This is a genomic window from Brunnivagina elsteri CCALA 953 (assembly GCF_002289455.1).
GTDB lineage: Bacteria > Cyanobacteriota > Cyanobacteriia > Cyanobacteriales > Nostocaceae > Brunnivagina > Brunnivagina elsteri.
This window is the reverse complement of sequence record NZ_NTFS01000513.1, coordinates 1-3,994: the sequence shown is the minus strand read 5'-3', so window position 1 is coordinate 3,994 and position 3,994 is coordinate 1. Positions and strand designations below refer to the sequence as shown.

Below are 3,994 nucleotides of genomic sequence, written 5' to 3'. Positions count from 1 at the left end.
ATTGTGTAACCGAGAGGAGTTGTATCAATACAATTTGCTGCATCTGTTAAACAAGCTCCATTATTTGTAAGTTGAATTTCACCTTCCATTTGTGGAACTAAAGATGCTGCATTTGCTGAGGAAGCGAGAGTAATAACACTGAAACCAACGGTAGCTGCTGCGAGGATTTTTGCGGACAAAGTAACTTTTTTCATGGTTGTCTCTTATCTAAATTAGGTGTTTTTAAGTAGCTTTTGGAATCGGCTCTGCGTGTTTTTTTCGATTCATGTTTCTATGTTATTTCCACCTAAGTGCAAACGTCATCCCTTATTTCCAAGGTTCATTTAAACTTGATTCTGAAGACAATATTTGGATAATTACTTAAAGCTTATGTTTTATTTGATAGTCGTATCTTGACAAACATAGTTACAAAAAATAGCACCCTATCTGATGCTTTCGCTGACCAAAGATAAAACTTTATATACACTTTTTGAAGTTTTAAAAGATGGAATTGCTCTCTTCTTCAAGATTCGTCTTGGCTACGTTTGAATCTCTGTATACTGATTCAGAATATAGAGCTAAATAGTATTGATAAATAAGGATATTGTGGCAGTTGAAATAATGGAAAATGCTTCCAGATTAAATTTTGTCGTGCGTAAGTAGATGCAAAAATTGTACCTGGTGGGATATCTACCAAGGTTTTCAGTACATTTATTGTTTGGAGATATGGTATTTCTCGTTGGGATGGAATATAAATCAGTTCAAACAACTAAATCAGGGCAAACAACCGTTTGCCCCTACATTATTCTCCACTGGTCAAATCCAAACCACCTCGATAGCCTGTGACGAGTCGGCTACCATCCTTAAAAATGTGAACTTCGATTTGGTCACTAGCCCAGTTAATTTGGTCGCTGAGGGCTGGATTAAAGATGCGAACTCGTTGGTTACTAGAGGAAACGGGAGAATCAGGAGTATTTATCGCTAGTGACTGGATATAAGCACCATCAATTAAAATATCAAGTTCTGCTAACAAGTCTTTTGCGCCAGCTGGTGCATAATCGGATTGGAGTTGTTCTAAAGTAAAGCCACTAAAGGACATGATATTAAGTCCTGCGGCTTTGAGTTGACGAGCAAGTTGTGCAAGTGCTGGTGCTTGCCAGAAGGGTTCTCCCCCAGAAAAAGTGACTCCTTGGTTGCGGGAGTCAGCAAGGATTTTTTCGGCTAGTTTGTCAATGGAAATTAGTTGGTTAATTTCAAAATCCCAAGAATCTGGATTAAAACAACCTGGGCATTCGCGGATACAACCCTGTACCCAGACAACCGCACGGGAACCAGGACCATTTACAGACGATGCATCAACGTAACCCATGATATTAAGATAACCAGGTGGGATTTCTATGAGTGAAAGATATGGGTTTGATTTTTGTTGAGTCATTTTTTATCTCCGTTTGTTCAGGTGGAAACTTGACTGTTTAAAGATTAGGGGCAAAGTTTGAGGATTTTGTGAAGGATGGAATCAGGAAAAAGAGGATTTATCAACTTTCCCATACCCAATACCCAATGCACAATGCCCAATGCCCAATGCACAATGCCCAATGCCCAATGCCCAATGCCTAAAATATTCCTTAATCTCTGCTTATAGAATAGAGTCACCTACTCGTCCTATGCTAAGTTGTCGGGCTGCGTTGGAATGTTTACTGCAAGCGGCAAAAAAAAGTACGTTCACACAAAAGAACCTTCATACAAAGGACAAAATACAGATGATAGATACTGCGATCGCGAATATTATTGCACGGGAAATTCTGGACTCGCGGGGAAAACCCACCATTGAGGCTGAAGTACATTTGTTCAATGGTGCAATTGGATTAGCGCAGGTTCCTAGTGGTGCTTCGACGGGTAGTTTTGAAGCCCATGAACTGCGAGATGGGGAGAAAAATCGTTATGGTGGTAAGGGTGTACTCAAAGCGGTGCAAAATGTCAGAGATGCGATCGCGCCAGAATTAATTGAGATGGATGTTCTCAATCAGGAACTTCTCGACAAAACCATGATTAGGCTCGATGGTTCGGCGAATAAGACGAATTTGGGTGCTAATGCGATTTTAGCGGTGTCCCTGGCTGCGGCAAAGGCTGGTGCGGAGTCTTTGGGTCTTCCTTTATATCGCTATTTGGGTAGTCCTTTGGCGAATTTGTTGCCTGTACCGTTGATGAATGTGATTAATGGTGGTGCCCATGCAGCGAATAATATTGATTTTCAGGAATTTATGATTGTGCCTGTTGGTGCTGATTCGTTCCGTGAGGCTTTACGCTGGGGAGCGGAGGTTTTTGCAACTTTGGCGAAAGTCCTTGATGATAAGGGTTTACTGACTGGTGTGGGTGATGAAGGTGGTTTTGCTCCCAATTTGGAGTCGAACCAAGTCGCTTTAGAATTGCTCGTGGCTGCCATCGAAAAAGCTGGTTATAAGCCTGGTGAAGAGGTGGCTTTGGCTTTGGATGTGGCTGCGAGCGAGTTTTACAAGGATGGGCAGTATGTTTATGATGGCAAACCCCATTCTCCTACTGAGTTTATTGATTATTTGGCAAAGCTAACTAGTCAGTATCCGATTGTTTCCATTGAGGATGGTTTGCATGAGGAAGATTGGCAAAGTTGGCAAGCTTTAACTAAAAAAATTGGTTCTAAAGTGCAGTTGGTTGGCGATGATTTGTTTGTTACCAATGCGGTACGTTTGCAAAAAGGTATTGAGCAAAAAGCGGCTAATTCAATTTTAATTAAGTTGAATCAAATTGGTTCGCTGACGGAAACTTTGGAAACAATTGATTTAGCTACACGCAACAGTTTCCGCTCCATTATTAGTCACCGTTCGGGGGAAACTGAGGATACAACAATTGCTGATTTGGCTGTTGCTACTCGTGCAGGACAAATTAAGACTGGTTCGTTATGTCGTAGTGAACGGGTTGCTAAGTATAATCGTTTGTTGCGGATTGAAGATGAGTTGGGACAACAGGCTATTTATGCAGGTAAAGTTGGTATGGGACCAAAAGGAATCTAGATTTTGGATTTAGATTTTGGATTTAGATTTTGGAGATAAAATCTGATACCTGATAAATTATCCTAAATTGTAGGGGTGGGGTGAGTCCAGTCGGCGGTGTCGGTTTCCGTCCCCGAAGTTTGCTCAACGCGGGGAACCCGCGCACGCAACTTCTCTTCGTCGAACTGGCGTTGGCGAAGCCTGCGCTTTGCGCTTACCCGAAGGGTTTTCCCACCCTCACTAATAACATGATTGGTAAGTATATAGTTCAATATGTTTTAGTTAAGACTAAAACTCAAAATTATCTTGTTGGTTTAACTAACCACCAAAACGCAGAGAGAATAAAGAAATAAATAAAGATAAAACACTTTCTGCGAATGTTTTAATTACCAATATCAAATAAGGTATTGCTGTTTTCAATCCCATAATAGGAAATCTTCTTATTCCTCCAATCAACCTTCTCAAAGTATTTTCTTTTGTGAAATGGTGGATTATTAATTGCTGACAAAACTTTTTGCTATATCCAATTTCTCTTAATTTTATATAAACTCTAGGTAAATCGGAATAATGTACTTTAAACCAGACCTTTTTATTACTTAGACCATTGGTTTCACAAGTATATTCAACAAAAACATCACGACTAAACTTGACGCTTCCTTGTAATCCAGAATAAGCTCCCCAAAAAACTTGTGATTCCAGATTATCAAATGAATTTTGCCATTTTTGTAATGCCATTCTCACTGCATCTGTGCGATATATTTGAGATGTCATAAAACCAAAACCAAAAATATTATACTTAATCTCTTCTTCGATGAACTTTCTAGCATTGTTATGTACTTCTTCTTGCTGAATATTAAAATTACTTTCCTTGATGATTTGAGAATTAATAGTATCAAATCGAGAATAGTTAAGTACTAATAAAGCTAGTGTAGGATGGGTTTTGAGATTATCAATAATATATGACAAAGCATTAATTTTAATCGAATCAT

Annotated in this window: 3 protein-coding genes and 1 pseudogene; 1 reads left to right on the top strand and 3 read right to left on the bottom strand. The window is 39.4% G+C overall.

Annotated elements, in window-relative coordinates; all coding sequences use genetic code 11:
- Positions 1–194, bottom strand: a pseudogene (locus tag CK510_RS27460) (LEVG family PEP-CTERM protein); the annotation flags it as partial.
- A gap of 587 nt (positions 195–781) precedes the next feature.
- Entirely contained in the window at positions 782–1,414 is a 633-nt protein-coding gene (locus tag CK510_RS27455) for a 4Fe-4S single cluster domain-containing protein (RefSeq protein WP_095724675.1), read from the bottom strand.
- Positions 1,415–1,739: 325 nt separating this feature from the next.
- Between CK510_RS27455 and eno the strand changes: the two genes are divergently transcribed.
- Positions 1,740–3,026: a phosphopyruvate hydratase gene (gene eno, locus CK510_RS27450; RefSeq protein ID WP_095724674.1), complete on the top strand. Its 1,287-nt coding sequence runs from the start codon at positions 1,740–1,742 to the stop codon at positions 3,024–3,026.
- A 297-nt stretch (positions 3,027–3,323) separates the two neighbouring features.
- Here the strand turns inward: eno and CK510_RS32085 are convergent.
- A partial coding sequence (locus CK510_RS32085) for a glycosyltransferase (protein WP_095724673.1) occupies positions 3,324–3,994 on the bottom strand: 671 nt, incomplete at its 5' end.